The sequence below is a fragment of the Citrobacter sp. Ce129 genome (genome assembly GCF_030334545.1).
In the GTDB taxonomy this organism is placed as follows: Bacteria; Pseudomonadota; Gammaproteobacteria; order Enterobacterales; family Enterobacteriaceae; genus Citrobacter; species Citrobacter europaeus.
The window spans coordinates 79,962-100,476 of sequence record NZ_JAOWDS010000065.1; the positions used below are offsets into that span (position 1 = coordinate 79,962).

Here is a 20,515-nt window from a genome sequence, read left to right on the forward strand (position 1 = left end):
GCTATACCTGACAAACGGGTTGAGCATAATACACGTCAGTGTTTTGACACTGAAGGGAGAAATTATGAGCCAGAAATTAAAAGTCGTCACTATCGGTGGCGGGAGCAGCTACACCCCTGAATTACTTGAAGGCTTTATTAAGCGCTATCATGAATTACCGGTTTCTGAGTTGTGGCTGGTTGATGTCGACGGTGGAAAAGAGAAACTGGACATTATTTTTGACCTTTGCCAGCGAATGATCGACAAAGCGGGTGTGCCGATGAAGTTGTTTAAAACACTGGACCGCCGTGAAGCGCTGAAAGATGCTGATTTCGTTACTACCCAGCTGCGCGTAGGGCAACTAAAAGCCCGTGAAAAGGATGAGCGCATTCCACTGAGTCACGGTTATCTGGGGCAGGAAACTAACGGCGCTGGTGGGTTGTTCAAAGGTTTGCGTACCATTCCGGTTATCTTTGATATTGTGAAAGATGTGGAAGAACTGTGCCCGAATGCGTGGGTGATTAACTTTACTAACCCGGCCGGGATGGTGACTGAAGCGGTCTATCGTCATACGAATTTCAAGAAATTCATCGGCGTGTGTAATATTCCTGTCGGCATGAAAATGTTCATTAGCGATGTGCTGGCGCTTAACGAGAGCGACGACTTATCCATCGATCTGTTTGGTCTCAACCATATGGTCTTTATTAAAGACGTACTGGTGAACGGCGTGTCACGTTTTGATGAGCTGCTGGATGGCGTCGCATCGGGCGAATTGAAAGCGTCTACCGTGAAGAACATCTTTGACCTGCCGTTTAGTGAAGGACTGATTCGTTCGCTGAAACTGCTGCCGTGCTCTTATTTGCTCTACTACTTCAAGCCAAAAGAGATGCTGGCGATTGAAATGGGTGAATACTATAAGGGCGGCGCGCGCGCTCAGGTGGTACAGAAAGTGGAGAAACAACTGTTTGATCTCTACAAAAACCCGGATCTGAACGTGAAGCCGAAAGAACTGGAGCAGCGCGGTGGAGCCTATTACTCCGATGCGGCCTGCGAAGTGATCAACGCCATCTACAACGACAAACAGACCGAGCACTATGTCAACGTTCCGCACCATGGGCATGTTGATAATATCCCTGCGGACTGGGCGGTAGAGATGACCTGCACGCTGGGACGTAACGGGGCTACACCGCATCCACGGATTACCCATTTTGATGAGAAAGTGCTCGGCCTTATCTATACCATTAAAGGCTTCGAGGTCGCGGCGAGCAATGCGGCGTTGAGCGGCGAGCTGAATGATGTGCTGCTGGCATTGAACCTGAGTCCGCTGGTGCACTCCGACAGCGATGCCGAGATCCTGGCGCGTGAGCTGATTCTGGCGCATGAAAAATGGCTGCCAAACTTTGCCGGGTGTATTGAAAAACTCAAAAGCGAACAACACTAACTGAGGTCGGCTATGGAACGCGTACTGATTGTAAATGCGGATGATTTTGGCCTGAGTAAAGGACAAAACTACGGCATTGTTGAAGCCTGCCGCAATGGCGTTGTCACCTCGACGACGGCACTGGTTAACGGCGCGGCAATTGACCATGCGGTACAGCTGAGTCGCGACATACCGGAACTTGCCGTCGGCATGCATTTTGTTCTGACGCTGGGCAGGCCGTTGACGGCAATGCCTGGTCTTACTCGTGACGGATTACTGGGGAAATGGATCTGGCAGATGGCTGAAGAAGACATCTTACCGCTGGATGAAATTTCTCAGGAGCTGGCCGCGCAGTATCAGCGTTTTATTGACCTGTTCGGGCGGGAGCCGACGCATCTGGATAGCCATCATCACGTGCATATGTTCCCGCAGATTTTCCCTATAGTGGCCGGGTTTGCTGCCCAAAAAGGGATTGCGTTACGGATCGATCGTCAGGCGGTATTCCAGGCGTCTGACTTTCCACAGACGTTACGGACTTCCCAGGGATTCAGCAGTGAGTTTTACGGCGAGGCGATTTCTGAAGCCCTGTTTTTGCAAACGCTTGACGCGTCAGCAGACCGGGGAGAGTCCTCGCTGGAAGTGATGTGTCACCCAGCCTTTATCGATGACATTATTCGTCAAAGTGCCTACTGTTACCCCCGCTTAACTGAGCTCGACGTACTGACGTCTTCGTCACTGAAATATGCTATTGCGGAGCGCGGTTATCGTCTTGGCAGTTTTCTGAACGTGTAATTCCTGAGTTTGCGGCGCTTAATGCGCCGCATTTTTTTAGGCAGGAATCGTGTCTATTTTTCCGGCTCGTGACCAGACGCGGTGCGCGGTCATCAGCGTCAGCAGGGTATCCATAAACTGTGCGTTTGCACTGTCCGCTTCAACCACGCCTTCCTCTCCATCATTTTTGATATTCAACGTTGCTTTAAACTGACGAGCATCGCCAGCCAGGGCGATAGGTTTTAAGTGTTTATACGCTTCGAGTAAGTAATATCGGGCATCACCGTTCGTAACGATATCCGCGAGATTGCCACACGGAACGATAACCGCATCGACCGTCAGGGATGGCGAACCCGCAAAAGTACCGGCGATCGTCAGGGCAGAACCATCATCGGCAACCACATTACCCATTCGGGAATAGAGCAATTTGGCATGTACGCCTTTAGCCTGTAGGGCTTGCATGATGGCGAGCAGGTCGCTCGATTTCACCTGGTCATTCAGTAGGATGGCGACCACACGGCCCTTAATCTCTCCCTGCGAACCCGCATATAAACTGAGTGACGGTGCATTTTTCAAACCGTTGACGTTGGGCGGCGGCGCAATGTTGGTCTGTTCCTTGGTTAGCTCAAAACCGAGATTATCGGCAACCGCTTTGGCGAGGGCCGTATCAATATGAGCTAACTGTTCGACCACTCTTTCACGAATATAGGGGCGCGTAACTTTACTGAGTTCAAAACTGAATCCACCGATAATATGCTGCTGTTCAATTGGCGTCTGACTTAGCCAGAACAGGCGAGGCTGCGCATAGTATTCGCCAAAAGAGGGGCAGCGTTCGCGGATTTTGTTTCCTTCAATACGTTCCTGATACGACTCGAATCCACCGCGTTTTGGTCCCGGCGGCGTTTCGCGCGGCCAGTTATCATTGATAGAGTTCGGTTCATAGTTGGCAGGATTGGTATCGATGTCCATACGATGCATGCCGTCACGCTGGAAATTATGGTACGGACAGGTTGGGCGATTGATCGGGATTTCATGGAAGTTTGGCCCGCCAAGGCGACTGATTTGGGTATCGGTATAGGAGAACAAGCGGCCCTGTAGCAGGGGATCGTTGGTAAAGTCGATGCCGGGGACGATGTGTCCGGGATGAAACGCGACTTGCTCATTTTCAGCAAAGAAATTATCCGGATTGCGGTTCAGCACCATTTTACCGACGCGTTGCACCGGAACCAGCTCTTCCGGGATCAGCTTGGTCGGATCGAGCAGGTCAAAATCGAACTTAAATTCGTCTTCTTCGGGAATCAACTGTAGCCCCAGTTCATATTCCGGATAATCGCCCGCTTCGATAGCTTCCCACAGATCGCGACGATGAAAATCGGGATCCCGACCGGTAAGTTTTTGCGCTTCATCCCATACCAGCGACGCTTTGCCTGCCAGCGGTTTCCAGTGGAATCGGACAAAGGTGGCTTTCCCTTGCGCATTGATTAACCGGAATGTGTGGATGCCAAAGCCTTCCATCATGCGATAGCTGCGTGGGATACCCCGGTCGGACATTGCCCACATGACGTTGTGCAACGTTTCCGGCTGTAATGAGACATAATCCCAAAAGGTATCATGCGCGCTTTGGCCCTGTGGGATTGCCCAATGCGGCTCCGGTTTAACCGCATGGACGAAATCCGGGAATTTATGGGCATCCTGAATAAAGAAAACAGGTGTGTTGTTTCCCACCAGATCGAAAATGCCCTCTTCAGTGTAAAACTTGGTCGCAAACCCCCGAATATCTCTGACTGTATCCGCGGAGCCTGCGCCGCCCTGAACCGTAGAAAAACGCACAAAAACCGGTGTGATTTTATTTTCATCACTCAGAAAGTCCGCTTTCGTCGTTGCGCTGAGGCTGGCATAGGGCTGAAAGTAACCGTGAGCGGCAGAACCTCGGGCATGTACGATCCGCTCAGGGATGCGTTCGTGATCAAAGTGGGTGATTTTTTCCCGCAGGATGAAGTCTTCCAGCAGGGTAGGCCCACGGTTTCCGGCGCGCAGAGAGTTTTGATCGTCCGCAATGCGCACGCCCTGATTGGTGGTCAGGGCAAAATCCTCGCTTCCTTTGCGAAAACTCTCCAGCGCGTTGAGTTTGTCACTTGTGACGTCAGGCGCTTTTAAGCTGCCGGACGTAGTGGGCTGCATGCCTGGTGGCGTAGGTTCAGGCGCTGGCCGATGTGAACCGTCTGCTGGCGCCAGTGAGTCAAGTCCTGGCTGGGATTCGCTGGCATCATGAACCGGCGCTGAGTGATGGAGTGGGTGCTTATCATTCTGTGACATTAAACTCTTCTCCTGCTTTCATCGCTTAAAGGGTCGTTGTTGCCGTCAAAAGCTTTAACTATAGACCACTCACTCAGTGGCGCAGGAACAGACCGATGGTGTAAAGCGCGATGAACCAGGCAAACAGCGCACGCAAGGCAGGACGTCAGGAGGCAAAATCGGCTAAGATAGCAGTTTTCTGATTTTTAGAATTTGTCTTTAGTGAAGCAACTGATTATGAAACCTCTTCGCCAACAAAATCGTCCGGTTATCAGCTATGTTCCTCGCGTGGAGCCTGCCCCACCAGAGCATGCGGTTAAAATGGATGCGTTTCGTGACGTATGGATACTGCGCGGAAAATATGTCGCTTTTGTCTTAATGGGGGAGGCGTTTCAACGTTCGCCTGCATTTACGGTCCCGGAATCAGCGCAACGCTGGGCTAATCAGGTTCGTCAGGAAAATGAACTGAGCGATTAATGGATATAAAAAAAACCGCCGGAGCATGACACTCCGGCGGTTTTTTGTTTTTCAACTAACAGGCTTAGCGATGCGCCAGTTCGGCGTTATCGTCGCTGTCCAGAATCGTTTTATCGGTCTGCTTCAGCCATTGGCTGGTCAGCGTACCGGCAGTCATAGACCCGCTTACGTTCAGCGCGGTACGACCCATATCGATCAGCGGTTCAACGGAGATCAGCAGCGCAACCAGCGTGACCGGCAGACCCATAGCAGGCAGGACGATCAGCGCGGCAAACGTTGCTCCGCCACCGACACCCGCAACGCCTGCGGAACTCACGGTCACGATACCGACCAGCGTGGCAATCCACATTGGGTCCAGCGGGTTGATTCCGACGGTCGGCGCGACCATTACTGCCAGCATTGCCGGGTACAGGCCCGCACAACCGTTCTGGCCAATCGTGGCGCCAAAAGAGGCGGCGAAAGAGGCGATAGATTCAGGCACGCCCAGACGACGGGTTTGCGCTTCAACGTTCAACGGAATTGAGGCTGCGCTGGAACGGCTGGTGAAGGCGAAAGTCAGTACCGGCCACACCTTACGGAAGTATTTCAGCGGGCTAACGCCGTTAATACCCAGCAGGATCCCGTGAACCACGAACATAATGCCCAGACCAAGATAAGAGGCCACGACGAAGCTACCCAGCTTAATAATGTCCTGCAGGTTGGAGCCTGCAACCACTTTGGTCATCAGCGCCAGAACGCCGTACGGAGTCAGTTGCATCACCAGACGAACCAGCTTCATCACCCAGCTTTGCAGGGTATCGATAGCGACCAGAACGCGCTCGCCTTTTGGTGCATCATCTTTCAGCAGCTTCAGCGCGGCAACACCCAGGAATGCAGCGAAGATAACCACGCTGATAATCGACGTCGGGTTCGCTCCGGTCAGATCGGCAAACGGGTTTTTCGGGATAAAGGATAACACCAGTTGCGGAACGCTGAGGTCGGCAACTTTACCAACATAATTGGTTTCAATCGCATTCAGGCGAGCGGTTTCGGCGCCACCTTGAACCAGACCTTCGGCGGTCAGGCCGAACAGGTTGGTCACCAGAACCCCTACCAGCGCGGCAATCAGCGTGGTAAACAGCAGGGTGCCGATGGTCAGGAAGCTGATTTTACCTAACTGAGAGGCGTTGTGCAGACGTGCGACGGCGCTGAGAATAGACGCAAACACCAGCGGCATGACAATCATCTGCAGCAGTTGGACATAACCGTTGCCGACAATGTTGAACCACTGTACGGAATCTTTAAGAACCTGGCTGTCGGAGCCATAAATGGTGTGCAGGGCGAGGCCAAACACGACACCCATGACCAGACCGACCAGTACTTTTTTTGCCAGACTCCACTGTTTGTGACGGGCTTGCGCCAGCAGCAACAGCAGCACTACGAACACGATAATGTTCGCGATTAATGGAAAGTTCATCCCCGTTCTCCTGATCTTATTATGCGTATCACCGTTTAAAGGTGATTCTGTTGGCGCAAGATTAGCAGAACTGTGACTTGCCTCTTATATTCAAATGGAATTGTTTATGCCAAAAATGACTTTTTGGCTGATTAATTAGTCAACCTGGTGCGTTATAAAACGATTAAACTGCATTTGCAGCGTATTTATCATCTGTGATGACCAGCGCACCGCACTGTTCTCTTGTACGGTCTGCGGCATCCAGATTGCCCACGCGAACAGCGCCATGCACAGAAACCGCTCCAGTTGATTACCTTTCTGCGGCACGAGGATCGGCAGACGAAAACGCCAGCGGCATGGCCAAAGCAGAGGAACGCCCGCCGGGGTTAGCATATCGGCCAGTATATGGCTGAGATAACCAAGAACCATACCTTGTAAGGCATCTGCCGGTATTATCCACGTGTCCGGGACTTTCAGGTAAAACGTGGCCAGCAGGGCAAAGACTGCCAGCAGGCTATGCGTAAACCCGCGATGACCAAATGCCCGGGCAATGGGTTTTGATATCCACTTCAGACGCTGCCCCAGCAGGGATTTGGGATGATCGATATCCGGCAGCAGGCACGTTAAAATGGCTGAAGGAACAATATGCCACCAGTCACCCTGCGCAAGAACGGGCGTTAGCTCGGCATTCTTGGCAAATACCGCACAGGCAATAGAAAAAAGAAGGTGACCTTCCGCCGTCATGATAAAACCCAATAAACTGTCGATTCATACAGTATAGGGGTTTTATACAGTAGGCGGAAGAGGTGACGTTGTAACCCTTTGTCACAAGTGCGCCTTTACCGCGCCAGCCAACCGCCATCCACGGCCAGCGTATAGCCATGTATATAGTCAGAGGCAGGACTGGCGAGGAAAACGACCGGGCCTTTCAGGTCATCTGGCGTGCCCCAGCGTCCGGCGGGAATACGATCGACAATCTCCTGATTACGCTCACTGTCTTCGCGCAACTGCTGTGTGTTATTGGTCGCCATATAGCCGGGAGCGATGGCATTAACATTAATCCCCAGGGGCGCCCATTCATTAGCCAGCAGGCGGGTGATACCCAGCACGCCGCTTTTTGATGCGGTATAGGATGGTACGCGGATACCGCCCTGAAAAGAGAGCATTGAGGCAATGTTAATGATTTTTCCGCCGTTGCCCTGAGCCAGAAACTGGCGCGCCACGGCTTGTGACAGAAAGAAAACGGATTTAAGGTTGAGGTTCATCACGTCATCCCAATCCTTTTCGCTGAAGTCCAGCGCATCCTGACGGCGGATGGTTCCCGCATTGTTAACCAGAATATCGACCCGGCCAAACGCCGCCACCGCTTGTGTCACAATGTTGGTGAGCGCATCCTGTTGGCTGAGGTCGGCCTGAATGGCCATAAAGCGCCGACCAAGGCCGTTAATTATCTCTGCGGTTTCATGCGGTATTTTACGATTCACGCCGACGATATCGCAGCCCGCTTCTGCCAGCGCCGCTGCCATACCTTGCCCAAGGCCGGTATCACATCCTGTGACGATAGCGATTTTACCCTCGAGACGAAAAGCTTCCTGAATCATGTTTACCTCAACTATATATGCCATTAACGCTTGCTCTGTAGGGCAAGGATAGGAGAGGTTAAACAGAAATACAATTGAAAATGAAACGATGTTTTAAAAAATCAAAAGCAGGGAAGGCGGGCAATCCGAACATTGCCCGTCACAGGATTAGCCGCGCAGATGAAGGGCGGTGAGTTCGGTGAGCGAGGTCAGTTTGACGTCGGCAAGAACGAAGCGAGGATCGTCCTGATTTTCATGCGCCGGCACCACGACGGAACGCATACGGGCGGCTTTCGAAGCAATCATACCGTTTACCGAGTCTTCCAGTGCTACGCAGTTTAAAGGATCGATACCCAGTAGCGCCGCGCAATCGAGATAAACCTGTGGGTGCGGTTTGCTGTAGGGCAGTTTTTCCGCAGAAGCCAGTGCGTCGAAGCTGCTGCGCAGCTCAAACATGGTCAGCACTTTTTCCAGCATATGCAGCGGCGAGGCGGATGCCAGTCCTACTTTGATTCCCTGAGATTTGCACAACGCCACGGCTTCACGCACGCCCGGCAGCAACGGCTTTGTTTCTTCTACTAACGCAATTGCCCGGGTAATGATGCGCTCGGTAACTTCCTGACGTGAGGGACCATTCCATGGTTGCTGCGCAAACCACAAATCAACCACCATGTCGATGCGTAAACCAAGGGTATCGGGAAGTTCATGGCGGCGGGAGATATCAACGCCTAAACTTGCTATCACATCCAGTTCAGCCTGATCCCAAAGCGGTTCAGAATCGACCAGTAATCCATCCATATCGAAAATTGCAGCAAGAATCTGACGCGGGGTTGACATCACAACCTCTCCTGTACGGTGATAAAAGGGATTAAGAGCCAGCCAGAACGGGCTCTAAGCGTTCATTATGGCTAATTCGGCAGTATACCGCCTTTAAAGATCAGGCGAAAACGGTAATCAACGGGTAAACTTAGGCCAAAATGACACGTCTTAATCAAGGGGAACTCATGACGTATCAACAAGCTGGACGCATTGCCATCTTGAAAAGGCTGGTGGGATGGGTGGTTTTCATTCCCGCGCTGATTTCAACGCTGGTTTCAGTACTGAAGTTTATGTATGCGCACAGCGAAAAGCAGGAAGGAATTAACGCAGTCATGCTCGATTTTGCCCATGTGATGATCGACATGATGCGGGTGAACACACCTTTTCTTAACGTGTTTTGGTATAACTCGCCGACGCCCGATTTTCAAAGTGGACTGAATCTCGTCTTTTGGCTGATTTTCATTCTGATTTTTATCGGTCTGGCGTTGCAGGACTCCGGTGCCAGAATGAGTCGTCAGGCGCGTTTTTTACGCGAGGGCGTTGAGGACCAGTTGATTCTGGAACAGGCAAAAGGCAGTGAAGGTTTATCGCGCGCGCAACTTGAGTCGCGTATCGTGGTTCCGCACCATACGATTTTTTTGCAAATATTCCCACTCTATATTTTGCCGGTGATTGTTATCGTGATCGGCTACTTCTTCTTTTCATTGCTGGGCTTTTTGTAAGTGCAGGTCTATCAGGCCTGCCGCGTTGTGAAACGCCAGGCCTGATAAGCAGGCTAAGCCGCCAGTAACCTGTCCAGCGCTTTCTGCGCGACCACCAGATGCTGTCCCCCGAACAAAATTGCCCGATTCAGCAGCGTATAGAGCTGGTAGACAGGCTGCCTGTCGAGAAAATCTAATGGTAGCGGCGAAACAGACTGATAGCCGTCATAGATTTGCGGCGGCTGGTCGGTATGCAACGGCAGCATGGCCAGGTCACACTCTCTGTCCCCCCAGTAGCAGGCAGGGTCGAAGATGTACGGACCGTTTGGACCGAGAGCGCAGTTCCCGGACCACAAATCACCGTGCAGAAGAGACGGCTGCGGTTGATGGGAAGAGAGACGCTGCTGAACATGCTCAACAATGGCGTCTATATTGCCAAACGCAATGCCTTTTTCAGCGGCGAGTTCCAACTGCCAGCCAATACGCTGCTCGGCAAAAAAGGTTGACCAGCGACGTTGCCAGGTGTTGGGCTGGGGTGTGGTAGAGAGCGCATTATCGAAGTCGAGCCCAAACTGCGGCTGATCGCTCCATTCATGCAAATGCGCCAGCTGTTGGCCGAGGATAAAAGCGTTGTGCGCATCAAGCGGACGGGGAGGGAGGAAATCCATCACCAGAAAGCTGTAATCTCTGTCTGCGCCTACCGCCCAGACTTTCGGTACAGATACAGTTTGACTGCGAGAAAGTAGCTCCAACTGATCGGCTTCCGCCGTAAAGCCGGTTAACAGCTCTCTTTCATCGCATTTGACGAAAAAATCGCGCCCCGCATAGCGTAAATGCCATGCGGCGTGGATCTCTCCGCCGGGCAGTTCGTTACGCAGTTCGATTTCGCCTTCACCTAGTTGCTCGCTTAAAAGACGACTGATAGCCTGCCACATGATGTCTCTCCCCATGTTGTCTGCCAGATCATAAGGTTAGCGCAAGAATGCGGTTAAAAAACACGAACTGACGCACACCACTGACGCGTCATCGCTGGAAAGGCACTTAATGTTTGTCGTTCTTCTTCACCTCGCATCGATGTGAAGACGTCCTGTTGCACATGATTCACTTCTTTGTAATCACGTGATTTTTTATCATAGACGTATAACACCCATGCCGACAGTTTTACGGGTAAATCCCCCTGAATCAATACAAGGGGGAAGGTGTCATTACTGAGTAAGATACGAATATATTTTTTGCGTATCGTCTAAGGCGCACAGACGCGTACCCTGATTCAGGGTAGCGGCGCTACCTGCTGCTACACCGTAGCGGACAATATCTTCAAAAGGTACGTTCTCAGCGAGTTTAAGCGTCATGGCGCCGACCATACTGTCGCCCGCGCCTACGGTACTTTGACTTTTCACCGGTGGCGGAACCACCTGGACACAGGTGTCGCGATCAACGCCCAGTGCCCCTTGCGGCCCAAGCGAGACCACTACGCGATGGGCTTTTCCGCTTTGCACGATTTCCTGTGCGGCTTTACGCACGTCATCGGGCTGGGTGAGTTCGCGGTTGACCAGCGCGCTCAGTTCTTTGAGATTAGGTTTGACCAGTTCGATATTGCCGATAGCCAATGCCGCCGCCAGCGCTTCGCCAGAACTATCGACAATACAGCGAATCCCTTGTTTTTGTGCCGTGGTAACGAGACGGGTCAGCTTCTCAAGCTGTACGCCAGGCGGCAAACTGCCACTAATAACCAGCAGCGCGCCAGACTCTATTTCCAGCACCTGATCCTGAAGTTGGTAGAACTCGTCATCGGTCAGCGCAGCACCTGGCATGACGAAGCGATACTGTTCGCCGCTGGACTCAACGTGCACATGGAGATTTTGTCGGGTCCAGTCTTTGGCTTCGACGGTGGATACGGGAACATTTTCGTCGGCGAGCAGAGCGACAAGATGCTCTCCGGTAGCGCCTCCCGCAGGGAAGATAGCCGTCGCGGTTCCGCCAAGATGGGCAATTGCGCGAGCGACGTTGATGCCGCCGCCGCCGGGTTCAAAAACCGGCGAGGTACAGCGAAGTTTACCTTCCGGGTAGATTTGCGGAGTGATTGTTGCGCTATCGAGAGAGGGCGCAAGTGTTAACGTATAGATACGTACCATCTTTACCTCCTGTTAGGCTGTCCTCAGTCTGGCACTTAACCTCGCGAAAGTGAAGTAATTAACAACATGATTTTTAATATCTTTATTTAAAACATTTGCGTCAAAGATATATAAATAAAAAAACGGTTTAGGAACGCTCTTATTCAAAAAATGAAATAAGAATTTATTGCTATGTTATTCGAGTCTTTTTATAATTTGTTACCTTTCAAGGGTCTTTTGTCATTGATCCATATGAAAGTTTCCGAGACCGTAATGGTCTCTTTTTTTGTTGTACGGACTCTTAATAAATGAAGCTTTTGAAGACAGTGCCCGCAGCATTACTGCTGACGGGTGGCCTGCTTGCGTCAATGCATGCTGCCGCCGATGATTCCGTTTTTACTGTCATGGATGACCCTTCCAGCGCGAAAAAACCCTTTGAAGGTAACCTGAACGCGGGATATCTCGCCCAGTCAGGCAACACAAAAAGTTCTTCTTTAACCGCAGACACCACCATGACCTGGTACGGTGAAACCACGGCGTGGTCTCTGTGGGGAAATGCCAGCAATACCTCTTCAAATGATGAGCGTTCATCAGAGAAATATGCCGTAGGTGGTCGTAGTCGTTACAACATGACCGACTATGACTACCTCTTTGGGCAGGCAAGCTGGTTGACCGACCGTTACAACGGCTATCGCGAGCGTGACGTGCTGACCGCCGGTTATGGTCGCCAGTTCCTTAACGGACCAGTACATAGCTTCCGTTTTGAATTCGGTCCTGGCGTGCGCTATGACGAGCATACGGATGGGACCACCGAAACGCAGCCGTTGGGCTATGCGTCCGGGGCCTATGCGTGGCAGATGACGGACAATACTAAATTTACGCAAGGCGTGTCGGTATTCGGTGCTGACGATACAACGCTCAACTCTGAAACGGCCTTGAACGTTGCCATCAACGAACACTTTGGGTTAAAGGTGGCTTACAACGTCACCTGGAACTCTGAACCACCGGCAACAGCGCCGGAACATACCGATCGTCGTACTACTGTTTCACTCGGCTACCGGATGTAATGACAAACCGGGTCAAATAATTGGCCCGGCTTTTATCTATTAAAGTTAAGGTTATTTAATAGTTAATCTGTGTTTTATTTTTAGCACTTATCAATAACGCGCTATTTTTCAGACAAATTCGATTTAATTGATAAATACATCCGAACCGGAACAGCGCGCCAGTATTTTAACCCCAGATCATCGCTGCCCAACGTAGCATTAGCATTGCCGCACAAATAACGAGTAGGATCACCACCATCTTCCAGTGTTTCTTTGCAAAGCGATTTGTTGGCATTGTTCTTTTCCTGCTCAGATTAGATGACTTTCTGCAAGTGTAACAAAGACGTCAGGGTGTCAGTGAATTGATTTACATCATAGAGTACGCGTTGATTGTTGCTTTGATCGGCTCGAAATGCCGTGTACACTGTGAAACGGTGTTATCAAAAAGCGGGTGTAGGTCCAGTGTAGCCATTGAGGCAATCAGTGACATATTTCGCAGAGTGAAGCGGGAATCAGCCCACACCTTTTTGATAATTTTAAATATTGAATCTTTGTATGTGATCTTACGTGTGGGTCACCACTGCAAATAAGGATATAACATGCCTGTTATTACTCTTCCTGATGGCAGCCAACGCCATTACGACCACGCTGTAAGCCCCATGGATGTTGCGCTGGACATCGGTCCAGGTCTGGCGAAAGCCACTATTGCTGGCCGTGTTGACGGTGAGCTGGTAGATGCTTCCGATCTGATTGAGCATGATGCGAAGCTCTCCATCATCACCGCGAAGGATGAAGAAGGTCTGGAGATCATTCGTCACTCCTGTGCGCACCTGTTAGGGCACGCGATCAAACAACTCTGGCCGCACACCAAAATGGCGATCGGACCGGTTGTTGATAACGGTTTTTACTACGATATCGATCTTGACCGTACGTTAACCCAGGAAGACGTCGACGCGCTCGAGAAGCGGATGCACGAGCTCGCTGAGAAAAACTACGATGTCATTAAGAAGAAAGTCAGCTGGTACGAAGCGCGTGAAACCTTCGTGAAGCGTGGCGAGACCTATAAAGTCTCTATTCTTGATGAAAACATCGCCCATGATGACAAGCCTGGCTTGTACCATCATGAAGAATATGTCGATATGTGCCGTGGCCCGCACGTGCCGAACATGCGTTTCTGCCATCACTTCAAACTGATGAAGACCGCTGGGGCATACTGGCGTGGCGACAGCAATAACAAGATGCTGCAGCGTATTTATGGTACTGCATGGGCAGATAAAAAAGCCCTGAATGCCTATCTGCAACGTCTGGAAGAAGCGGCCAAACGCGACCACCGTAAAATCGGCAAGCAGCTTGACCTGTATCACATGCAGGAAGAAGCGCCGGGTATGGTGTTCTGGCATAACGATGGCTGGACTATCTTCCGTGAACTGGAAGTCTTTGTTCGCTCAAAACTGAAAGAATACCAGTATCAGGAAGTTAAAGGTCCGTTCATGATGGACCGCGTGCTGTGGGAAAAAACAGGTCACTGGGATAACTACAAAGATGCAATGTTCACGACCTCCTCTGAGAACCGTGAATACTGCATTAAGCCCATGAACTGCCCAGGCCACGTGCAGATCTTCAATCAGGGTCTGAAATCCTATCGCGATCTGCCGTTGCGTATGGCAGAGTTTGGTAGCTGCCACCGTAATGAGCCGTCAGGCGCGCTGCATGGCCTGATGCGTGTTCGTGGCTTCACTCAGGATGATGCGCATATCTTCTGTACAGAAGAGCAGATCCGTGATGAAGTTAACGCTTGCATTCGTATGGTCTACGATATGTACAGCACCTTTGGCTTCGAGAAAATCGTCGTCAAACTGTCCACTCGCCCCGAAAAACGTATCGGCAGCGATGAAATGTGGGACCGTGCTGAAGCTGACCTGGCCGTTGCGCTGGAAGAAAACAACATCCCGTTTGAGTTCCAACTGGGTGAGGGCGCATTCTACGGTCCGAAAATTGAATTTACCCTGTATGACTGCCTCGATCGTGCATGGCAGTGCGGTACTGTACAGCTGGACTTCTCCCTGCCGTCCCGTTTAAGCGCCTCTTATGTTGGCGAAAATAACGAGCGTCAGGTGCCGGTTATGATTCACCGCGCAATTCTTGGGTCGATGGAACGTTTCATCGGTATCCTGACCGAAGAGTTCGCTGGCTTCTTCCCGACCTGGCTTGCGCCGGTTCAGGTTGTTGTCATGAACATCACCGATTCTCAGTCTGAATACGTTAACGAATTAACGCAGAAACTACAAAATGCGGGTATTCGTGTAAAAGCAGACTTGAGAAATGAGAAGATTGGCTTTAAAATCCGCGAGCACACTTTACGTCGTGTCCCTTACATGTTGGTCTGTGGCGACAAAGAGGTAGAAGCAGGCAAAGTTGCCGTGCGCACCCGTCGTGGCAAAGACTTGGGCAGCCTGGACGTAAATGAAGTGATTGAGAAGCTGCAACAAGAGATTCGCAGCCGCAGTCTTCAACAACTGGAGGAATAAGGTATTAAAGGCGGAAAACGAGTTCAAACGGCACGTCCGAATCGTATCAATGGCGAGATTCGCGCCCTGGAAGTTCGCTTAACAGGTCTGGAAGGCGAAGCTTTGGGTATTGTGAGTCTGAGAGAAGCGATCGAAAAAGCTGAAGAAGCTGGAGTAGATTTAGTTGAAATCAGCCCTAACGCCGAACCGCCAGTTTGTCGTATTATGGACTACGGCAAGTTCCTTTATGAAAAGAGTAAGTCTTCTAAGGAACAGAAGAAAAAGCAAAAAGTTATCCAGGTTAAGGAAATTAAATTCCGTCCTGGTACCGACGATGGCGATTACCAGGTAAAACTCCGCAGCCTGGTACGCTTTCTGGAAGATGGCGATAAGGCTAAGATCACGCTGCGTTTTCGCGGTCGTGAGATGGCCCACCAACAGATCGGTATGGAAGTGCTCAACCGCGTCCGTGACGATCTGAGTGAACTGGCAGTAGTCGAATCCTTCCCTACGAAGATCGAAGGCCGCCAGATGATCATGGTGCTCGCTCCTAAGAAGAAACAGTAAGGCCTTCAAGTAGCAATGTCTGTGGAGCCTGCGGGTTCCACAGCCGTTGTTCGCCTACGTTTCGTTTATTAACAATGCGAAGTGGAAGTTATTAAAATGCCAAAAATTAAGACCGTACGCGGTGCTGCTAAGCGCTTCAAAAAAACCGGTGGTGGTGGATTTAAGCGTAAGCACGCAAACCTGCGTCATATTCTGACCAAAAAATCTACTAAGCGTAAACGTCACCTGCGTCCAAAAGGCCTCGTGTCTAAAGGCGATCTGGGTCTGGTTATCGCGTGCCTGCCGTACGCATAAGCCGTTAACGTTTAATTCATTTTTTTACTAAGAATATAGATACAGGAGAGCACATATGGCTCGCGTAAAACGTGGTGTAGTTGCCCGTGCACGTCACAAGAAAATTTTGAAACAAGCTAAAGGCTACTACGGTGCGCGTTCTCGCGTATACCGCGTTGCCTTCCAGGCTGTTATCAAAGCTGGTCAGTACGCTTATCGTGACCGTCGTCAGAAAAAGCGTCAGTTCCGTCAACTGTGGATTGCGCGTATCAACGCAGCAGCACGTCAGAACGGTATTTCTTACAGCAAATTCATCAACGGCCTGAAAAAAGCCTCTGTTGAAATCGACCGTAAGATCCTGGCTGACATCGCAGTATTCGACAAAGTAGCGTTCACCGCTCTGGTCGAAAAAGCGAAAGCAGCTCTGGCATAAGCCGGTGAAAAGAGGGAGCCTGGCTCCCTCTCTTTTATTTGTAGCGCAATCAATTAGTTGACAATTTATCCGTAAGCCTTTTCAATAACGGTTGTCCGGTTTTTTTACCACACAAGGTAACGCAAGCATGAATGCTGCTATTTTCCGCTTCTTCTTTTACTTTAGCACCTGAACTCAGGAGGCTTGCGCGTGAAAGAAGAAACGGAAAACAGCGCCTAAAAGCCTCCCTGGTGGAGGCTTTTTTTATACGCGTCATCCTTCAAGTTGTCTCTGTATTGGCTGCATTTGCTCTTTTGCCGCGTTGATACAACTTGAATGGTTTTGCGTATAGACGAGCGACTAGTGAATATCGCAACATAACGAGGAAAACCATGTCACATCTCGCAGAGCTGGTTGCCAGTGCAACGGCCGCCATTAACCAGGCTTCAGATGTTGCCGCGTTAGACAATGTCCGCGTCGAATATTTGGGCAAGAAAGGGCACCTGACCCTTCAGATGACTACCCTGCGCGAACTGCCGGCAGAAGAGCGCCCGGCTGCAGGTGCAGTGATAAACGTTGCCAAAGAGCAGGTTCAGCAGGCACTGAACGCGCGTAAAGCCGAATTAGAAAATGCCGCGCTGAATGCCCGTCTGGCTGAAGAAACGATCGATATCTCTTTGCCTGGGCGTCGTATCGAAAACGGCGGTCTGCATCCGGTAACGCGTACTATCGACAGGATTGAAAGTTTCTTCGGTGAGCTGGGCTTTACCGTGGCGACGGGTCCAGAAATCGAAGATGACTATCATAACTTCGATGCGCTGAATATTCCTGGCCATCACCCGGCGCGCGCTGACCACGACACTTTCTGGTTTGACGCGACGCGTCTGCTGCGTACGCAAACTTCTGGCGTGCAGATCCGCACCATGAAGGAAAAACAACCGCCGATCCGTATTATCGCTCCGGGCCGTGTATATCGTAACGATTACGATCAGACGCACACCCCAATGTTCCATCAGATGGAAGGGCTGATTGTTGATACCAACATCAACTTCACCAACCTGAAAGGCACGCTGCACGATTTCCTGCGCAACTTCTTTGAAGAAGACCTGCAGGTTCGTTTCCGTCCGTCCTACTTCCCGTTCACCGAACCTTCTGCGGAAGTGGACGTGATGGGCAAAAACGGTAAATGGCTGGAAGTGCTGGGTTGCGGGATGGTTCACCCGAACGTGTTGCGTAACGTCGGCATCGATCCGGAAATCTACTCTGGCTTTGCATTCGGTATGGGTATGGAGCGTCTGACCATGCTGCGTTACGGCGTTACCGATCTGCGTTCTTTCTTCGAAAACGATCTGCGTTTCCTCAAACAGTTTAAATAAAGGCAGGATAAAACAATGAAATTCAGTGAACTGTGGTTACGCGAATGGGTAAACCCGGCAATTGATAGCGATGCGCTGTCAAACCAAATCACGATGGCGGGTCTGGAAGTTGACGGTGTGGATCCCGTTTCCGGCGCGTTCAATGGCGTTGTGGTGGGCGAAGTGGTTGAGTGCGCTCAGCACCCGAACGCTGACAAACTACGCGTTACCAAAGTGAATGTCGGCGGCGACCGCCTGCTGGATATTGTCTGCGGTGCGCCAAACTGCCGTCAGGGCCTGAAAGTGGCCGTGGCAACCGTGGGTGCCGTTCTGCCGGGCGATTTCAAAATCAAAGCCGCTAAACTGCGCGGTGAGCCGTCTGAAGGCATGCTGTGCTCGTTTTCCGAGCTGGGTATTTCCGACGATCATAACGGTATTATCGAACTGCCAGCCGATGCACCAATTGGCACCGATATCCGTGAGTACCTGAAGCTTGACGACAACACTATCGAAATCAGCGTTACGCCGAACCGCGCCGACTGCTTAGGCATTATCGGTGTGGCACGTGACGTTGCTGTACTGAACAAAGCCCCGCTGGTTGAGCCAGAAATGGCGCCAGTGGCCGCAACCATTAGCGACGTCCTGCCGATTCAGGTCGAAGCGGTGGAAGCCTGCCCACGCTACCTGGGGCGCGTGGTAAAAGGTATCAACGTTAAAGCGCCAACCCCGTTGTGGATGAAAGAAAAACTGCGTCGTTGCGGTATCCGCTCTATCGATGCCGTGGTTGACGTGACTAACTATGTGCTGCTCGAACTGGGCCAGCCGATGCACGCCTTCGACAAAGACCGCATTGAAGGCGGGATTGTTGTCCGTATGGCAAAAGAGGGGGAGACCCTGGTATTGCTGGACGGCAGCGAAGCGAAGCTGAATGCGGATACGCTGGTGATTGCGGACCATAACAAAGCGCTGGCGATGGGCGGCATCTTTGGTGGCGAACACTCCGGTGTGAATGATGAAACGCAAAACGTCCTGCTGGAATGCGCATTCTTTAGCCCGCTGTCTATTACTGGTCGCGCACGTCGTCACGGCCTGCACACCGATGCATCTCACCGCTATGAGCGTGGTGTTGACCCGGCTCTGCAGCATAAAGCCATGGAACGCGCGACACGCCTGCTGATTGATATCTGCGGCGGCGAAGCGGGTCCAATCATTGATGTGACGAACGAAGCTACGCTGCCAAAACGCGCAACCATTACGCTTCGCCGTAGCAAACTGGATCGTCTGATCGGACACCATATCGCGGATGAGCAGGTGAGCGACATTCTGCGTCGTCTGGGATGTGACGTGACGGAAGGGCAGGATGAGTGGAAAGCGGTAGCGCCGAGCTGGCGTTTCGATATGGAAATCGAAGAAGACCTGGTAGAAGAAGTCGCCCGCGTATACGGTTATGACAATATCCCGAACACGCCAATTCAGGCGGGTCTTATCATGGGTACGCATCGTGAAGCGGATTTGTCGCTGAAACGCGTAAAAACCATGCTGAATGACAAAGGCTACCAGGAAGTCATTACCTACAGCTTCGTCGACCCGAAAGTCCAGTCGCTGCTGCATCCGGGTGAAGAAGCGCTGCTGCTGCCAAGCCCAATCTCTATTGATATGTCGGCAATGCGTTTGTCCCTGTGGACTGGCTTGCTGTCTACGGTAGTGTATAACCAGAACCGTCAGCAGAACCGCGTGCGTATTTTCGAAACGGGTTTACGTTTCGTTCCGGATACGCAGGCCAACCTCGGGATCCGTCAGGATCTGATGCTGGCGGGTGTGATCTGCGGCAACCGTCATGATGAACACTGGAACCTGGCAAAAGAGACCGTTGATTTCTATGATCTGAAAGGCGATCTGGAAGCGGTTCTCGACCTGACCGGCAAACTGGCGGACATTCAGTTCAAAGCTGAAGCGAACCCTGCGCTGCATCCGGGGCAGTCTGCGGCGATTTATCTGAAAGGTGAACGCATTGGTTTCATTGGGGTTGTTCATCCTGAACTGGAACGTAAACTGGATCTGAACGGTCGCACTCTGGTGTTTGAACTGGAGTGGAACAAGCTCGCAGACCGCGTGGTGCCTCAGGCGCGTGAAGTTTCTCGCTTCCCGGCGAACCGTCGCGATATCGCGGTCGTTGTGGCAGAAAACGTTCCCGCTGCGGATATTTTATCCGAGTGTAAGAAAGTTGGCGTAAATCAGGTAGTTGGCGTAAACTTATTTGACGTGTACCGCGGTAAGGGTGTTGCGGAGGGTTATAAGAGCCTCGCTATCAGCCTGATCCTTCAGGATACCAGCCGTACACTTGAAGAAGAGGAGATTGCCGCTACCGTCGCCAAATGTGTAGAGGCATTAAAAGAGCGATTCCAGGCATCATTGAGGGATTGAACCTATGGCGCTTACAAAAGCTGAAATGTCAGAATATCTGTTTGATAAGCTTGGGCTTAGCAAGCGGGATGCCAAAGAACTGGTCGAGCTGTTTTTCGAAGAGATCCGTCGTGCTCTGGAAAATGGTGAGCAGGTAAAACTCTCTGGTTTTGGTAACTTCGATCTGCGTGATAAGAATCAACGTCCGGGACGTAACCCGAAAACGGGCGAAGATATTCCCATTACAGCACGGCGCGTGGTGACCTTCAGACCCGGACAGAAGTTAAAAAGCCGGGTCGAAAACGCAACGCCCAAAGAAGAGTGATTTAACGATACGCAGAGTATGACGCGTATAACTAAA

21 protein-coding genes and 1 other annotated feature are annotated in these 20,515 nt (G+C 51.3%); of the genes, 13 read left to right on the forward strand and 8 right to left on the reverse strand.

Annotated features, from left to right (window positions below; all coding sequences use genetic code 11):
• The first annotated feature begins 64 nt into the window (after positions 1–64).
• On the forward strand, positions 65–1,420 hold the full coding sequence (locus OGV77_RS14295) for a 6-phospho-beta-glucosidase (RefSeq protein ID WP_100194466.1): 1,356 nt from the start codon (positions 65–67) through the stop codon (positions 1,418–1,420).
• A 12-nt stretch (positions 1,421–1,432) separates the two neighbouring features.
• Positions 1,433–2,191, forward strand: a complete 759-nt coding sequence (gene chbG, locus OGV77_RS14300) for a chitin disaccharide deacetylase (RefSeq protein WP_087050650.1) — start codon at positions 1,433–1,435, stop codon at positions 2,189–2,191.
• A 36-nt stretch (positions 2,192–2,227) separates the two neighbouring features.
• Here the strand turns inward: chbG and katE are convergent, their stop codons facing one another.
• Positions 2,228–4,486, reverse strand: a complete 2,259-nt coding sequence (gene katE / locus OGV77_RS14305) for a catalase HPII (protein WP_286502821.1) — start codon at positions 4,484–4,486, stop codon at positions 2,228–2,230.
• Between the two features lie 192 nt (positions 4,487–4,678).
• Between katE and cedA the strand changes: the two genes are divergently transcribed.
• A complete protein-coding gene (cedA, locus tag OGV77_RS14310; RefSeq protein ID WP_072025560.1) occupies positions 4,679–4,942 on the forward strand; it encodes a cell division activator CedA in 264 nt (87 codons plus the stop codon).
• Positions 4,943–5,006: 64 nt separating this feature from the next.
• Here the strand turns inward: cedA and tcyP are convergent, their stop codons facing one another.
• The 4 genes from tcyP to hxpB form a co-directional block, all read right to left on the reverse strand.
• Positions 5,007–6,398, reverse strand: coding sequence for a cystine/sulfocysteine:cation symporter (gene tcyP, locus OGV77_RS14315; RefSeq protein WP_043016601.1), 1,392 nt, complete (start codon positions 6,396–6,398; stop codon positions 5,007–5,009).
• A gap of 135 nt (positions 6,399–6,533) precedes the next feature.
• Positions 6,534–7,133 (reverse strand): metal-dependent hydrolase, encoded by a 600-nt coding sequence (locus OGV77_RS14320; protein WP_087050648.1) that lies wholly within the window; start codon positions 7,131–7,133, stop codon positions 6,534–6,536.
• 83 nt (positions 7,134–7,216) lie between these two features.
• Positions 7,217–7,978 (reverse strand): 2-dehydro-3-deoxy-D-gluconate 5-dehydrogenase KduD, encoded by a 762-nt coding sequence (gene kduD / locus OGV77_RS14325; RefSeq protein ID WP_043017928.1) that lies wholly within the window; start codon positions 7,976–7,978, stop codon positions 7,217–7,219.
• 147 nt (positions 7,979–8,125) lie between these two features.
• Positions 8,126–8,794, reverse strand: a complete 669-nt coding sequence (hxpB, locus tag OGV77_RS14330; protein ID WP_087050647.1) for a hexitol phosphatase HxpB — start codon at positions 8,792–8,794, stop codon at positions 8,126–8,128.
• 167 nt (positions 8,795–8,961) lie between these two features.
• On the opposite strand from hxpB, the gene OGV77_RS14335 reads away from it, so the two are divergent.
• Entirely contained in the window at positions 8,962–9,498 is a 537-nt protein-coding gene (locus OGV77_RS14335; protein WP_043016599.1) for a YniB family protein, read from the forward strand.
• Positions 9,499–9,551: 53 nt separating this feature from the next.
• Here OGV77_RS14335 and OGV77_RS14340 read toward each other — a convergent pair whose 3' ends face one another.
• Together OGV77_RS14340 and pfkB are read right to left on the reverse strand one after the other, a co-directional pair.
• Positions 9,552–10,412 carry a fructosamine kinase family protein gene (locus OGV77_RS14340; protein WP_043016598.1) on the reverse strand — a complete coding sequence of 287 codons (861 nt, stop codon included), beginning with the start codon at positions 10,410–10,412 and terminating at the stop codon, positions 9,552–9,554.
• 270 nt (positions 10,413–10,682) lie between these two features.
• Complete coding sequence (gene pfkB / locus OGV77_RS14345) at positions 10,683–11,612, reverse strand: 6-phosphofructokinase II (protein ID WP_043016597.1); 930 nt, start codon at positions 11,610–11,612, stop codon at positions 10,683–10,685.
• A 287-nt stretch (positions 11,613–11,899) separates the two neighbouring features.
• On the opposite strand from pfkB, the gene OGV77_RS14350 reads away from it, so the two are divergent.
• Positions 11,900–12,658, forward strand: a complete 759-nt coding sequence (locus OGV77_RS14350) for a DUF481 domain-containing protein (protein ID WP_003030592.1) — start codon at positions 11,900–11,902, stop codon at positions 12,656–12,658.
• A 166-nt stretch (positions 12,659–12,824) separates the two neighbouring features.
• Here OGV77_RS14350 and yniD read toward each other — a convergent pair whose 3' ends face one another.
• Positions 12,825–12,932 (reverse strand): small membrane protein YniD, encoded by a 108-nt coding sequence (gene yniD, locus OGV77_RS14355; RefSeq protein WP_003030590.1) that lies wholly within the window; start codon positions 12,930–12,932, stop codon positions 12,825–12,827.
• 304 nt (positions 12,933–13,236) lie between these two features.
• Here yniD and thrS point away from each other — a divergent pair, with 304 nt between their 5' ends.
• From thrS to ihfA, 8 genes are all read left to right on the forward strand, one after another.
• Positions 13,237–15,165, forward strand: a complete 1,929-nt coding sequence (thrS, locus tag OGV77_RS14360) for a threonine--tRNA ligase (RefSeq protein WP_003832572.1) — start codon at positions 13,237–13,239, stop codon at positions 15,163–15,165.
• 3 nt (positions 15,166–15,168) lie between these two features.
• On the forward strand, positions 15,169–15,711 hold the full coding sequence (infC, locus tag OGV77_RS14365; RefSeq protein ID WP_048997935.1) for a translation initiation factor IF-3: 543 nt from the start codon (positions 15,169–15,171) through the stop codon (positions 15,709–15,711).
• A 96-nt stretch (positions 15,712–15,807) separates the two neighbouring features.
• Positions 15,808–16,005, forward strand: a complete 198-nt coding sequence (gene rpmI / locus OGV77_RS14370) for a 50S ribosomal protein L35 (protein WP_003030583.1) — start codon at positions 15,808–15,810, stop codon at positions 16,003–16,005.
• A gap of 55 nt (positions 16,006–16,060) precedes the next feature.
• Positions 16,061–16,417 (forward strand): 50S ribosomal protein L20, encoded by a 357-nt coding sequence (gene rplT, locus OGV77_RS14375; RefSeq protein WP_003030578.1) that lies wholly within the window; start codon positions 16,061–16,063, stop codon positions 16,415–16,417.
• A gap of 122 nt (positions 16,418–16,539) precedes the next feature.
• Positions 16,540–16,664 (forward strand) — a sequence feature (Phe leader region).
• Positions 16,545–16,589 carry a pheST operon leader peptide PheM gene (gene pheM, locus OGV77_RS14380; RefSeq protein ID WP_001386830.1) on the forward strand — a complete coding sequence of 15 codons (45 nt, stop codon included), beginning with the start codon at positions 16,545–16,547 and terminating at the stop codon, positions 16,587–16,589. (Overlaps the previous feature by 45 nt.)
• A 124-nt stretch (positions 16,665–16,788) precedes the next feature.
• A complete protein-coding gene (gene pheS, locus OGV77_RS14385) occupies positions 16,789–17,772 on the forward strand; it encodes a phenylalanine--tRNA ligase subunit alpha (RefSeq protein WP_043016596.1) in 984 nt (327 codons plus the stop codon).
• Between the two features lie 15 nt (positions 17,773–17,787).
• Positions 17,788–20,175 carry a phenylalanine--tRNA ligase subunit beta gene (gene pheT / locus OGV77_RS14390; RefSeq protein WP_043016595.1) on the forward strand — a complete coding sequence of 796 codons (2,388 nt, stop codon included), beginning with the start codon at positions 17,788–17,790 and terminating at the stop codon, positions 20,173–20,175.
• A gap of 4 nt (positions 20,176–20,179) precedes the next feature.
• The gene (ihfA, locus tag OGV77_RS14395) at positions 20,180–20,479 is read left to right on the forward strand and encodes an integration host factor subunit alpha (RefSeq protein ID WP_003030571.1); all 300 of its coding nucleotides are present in this window, start codon (positions 20,180–20,182) and stop codon (positions 20,477–20,479) included.
• Positions 20,480–20,515 lie beyond the last annotated feature (36 nt).

Coding starts and splice junctions, on each gene's coding strand:
- OGV77_RS14340 (WP_043016598.1), bottom strand. CDS start 10,412: ATGTGGCAGGCTATCAGTCGTCTTTTAAGCGAGCAACTAGGTGAAGGC.
- chbG (WP_087050650.1), top strand. CDS start 1,433: ATGGAACGCGTACTGATTGTAAATGCGGATGATTTTGGCCTGAGTAAA.
- rpmI (WP_003030583.1), top strand. CDS start 15,808: ATGCCAAAAATTAAGACCGTACGCGGTGCTGCTAAGCGCTTCAAAAAA.
- OGV77_RS14295 (WP_100194466.1), top strand. CDS start 65: ATGAGCCAGAAATTAAAAGTCGTCACTATCGGTGGCGGGAGCAGCTAC.
- yniD (WP_003030590.1), bottom strand. CDS start 12,932: ATGCCAACAAATCGCTTTGCAAAGAAACACTGGAAGATGGTGGTGATC.
- pheT (WP_043016595.1), top strand. CDS start 17,788: ATGAAATTCAGTGAACTGTGGTTACGCGAATGGGTAAACCCGGCAATT.
- kduD (WP_043017928.1), bottom strand. CDS start 7,978: ATGATTCAGGAAGCTTTTCGTCTCGAGGGTAAAATCGCTATCGTCACA.
- tcyP (WP_043016601.1), bottom strand. CDS start 6,398: ATGAACTTTCCATTAATCGCGAACATTATCGTGTTCGTAGTGCTGCTG.
- ihfA (WP_003030571.1), top strand. CDS start 20,180: ATGGCGCTTACAAAAGCTGAAATGTCAGAATATCTGTTTGATAAGCTT.
- katE (WP_286502821.1), bottom strand. CDS start 4,486: ATGTCACAGAATGATAAGCACCCACTCCATCACTCAGCGCCGGTTCAT.
- pheS (WP_043016596.1), top strand. CDS start 16,789: ATGTCACATCTCGCAGAGCTGGTTGCCAGTGCAACGGCCGCCATTAAC.
- thrS (WP_003832572.1), top strand. CDS start 13,237: ATGCCTGTTATTACTCTTCCTGATGGCAGCCAACGCCATTACGACCAC.
- pfkB (WP_043016597.1), bottom strand. CDS start 11,612: ATGGTACGTATCTATACGTTAACACTTGCGCCCTCTCTCGATAGCGCA.
- rplT (WP_003030578.1), top strand. CDS start 16,061: ATGGCTCGCGTAAAACGTGGTGTAGTTGCCCGTGCACGTCACAAGAAA.
- OGV77_RS14350 (WP_003030592.1), top strand. CDS start 11,900: ATGAAGCTTTTGAAGACAGTGCCCGCAGCATTACTGCTGACGGGTGGC.
- OGV77_RS14335 (WP_043016599.1), top strand. CDS start 8,962: ATGACGTATCAACAAGCTGGACGCATTGCCATCTTGAAAAGGCTGGTG.
- hxpB (WP_087050647.1), bottom strand. CDS start 8,794: ATGTCAACCCCGCGTCAGATTCTTGCTGCAATTTTCGATATGGATGGA.